Source organism: Acinetobacter nectaris CIP 110549, from assembly GCF_000488215.1.
In the GTDB taxonomy this organism is placed as follows: domain Bacteria; phylum Pseudomonadota; class Gammaproteobacteria; order Pseudomonadales; family Moraxellaceae; genus Acinetobacter; species Acinetobacter nectaris.
Window position 1 is genome coordinate 1 of the sequence record NZ_KI530732.1, and the last position, 1,091, is coordinate 1,091.

1 protein-coding gene is annotated in these 1,091 nt (G+C 32.0%); it reads left to right on the forward strand.

The window, feature by feature from the left end; genetic code table 11:
* Positions 1-1,091: amino acid permease (locus P256_RS08840; protein ID WP_023273349.1), on the forward strand; the 1,091-nt coding region annotated here is incomplete at both ends.

The window sequence follows — 1,091 nt, forward strand, 5'->3', positions numbered from 1 at the left end:
ATAGTGGTTCTTTTTCTACATATGCCGATCGGTCTATTGGTAAATGGGCCGGTTTTACAATTGGATGGCTATATTGGTGGTTTTGGGTACTTGTTATTCCTTTTGAAGCGAATGCAGCAGCTACAATTATTCATTCATGGATGCCAAATGCCCCTATTTGGATCATATCATTTTTAATTACAATCGCATTAACTATAACAAATCTATTCAGCGTAAAAAATTACGGTGAATTTGAGTTTTGGTTGGCTACCATTAAAGTTTTTTCAATTATTATATTTATTATTTTAGGCTGTGCTGCAATTTTTGGATTCTCATTAAATCCATCTGTTGGGGGAGTAGAACATTTATATAATAATGGTGGATTTCTTCCTAATGGTTGGGGAGCAGTTTTAGGTGCTCTACTCACCACAATGTTTTCTTTTATGGGGTCTGAAATTGTTACTATTGCAGCAAGTGAATCAAAAGATCCAGAAACTCAAATTACAAAAGCAACAAATTCTGTAATTTGGCGAATTGGTCTATTTTACTTATTATCTATTTTTATTGTAGTGAGCCTTATTCCTTGGAATGATCCAAGCTTAACAAAAATTGGTCCATACCAAGCTATTCTAGAATTAATTCACATTCCACATGCAAAACTAATTGTTGATATAATTATTTTAACAGCTGTTACTAGTTGTTTAAATTCTGCTTTATATACAGCATCTCGGATGATGTTTTCTCTTTCGAAAAGAGGCAATGCGCCTTCCTTTATCCAAAAAGTAAATAATCAAAAAATACCAGTATATGCAGTATTATTATCAACGGTAGTCGCTTTTATTTGTACATTTGCTAATTACGCTGCTCCAGCAAAAGTATTCTCATTTTTATTAGATACATCAGGCGAAATTGCTTTACTAGTATATTTAGTTATAGCATTTTCTCAACTTCGTATGCGTAAACAATTAATGATGCAAAATAAAACTATTCGTATGAAGATGTGGTTATATCCTTATTTAACCTGGGGAGTTATAGGTTTTATTATATCTGCACTAATTATTATGGCTTTTGACCCAAAATATATTAATGAAATTATATCTACTGGGTCGTTA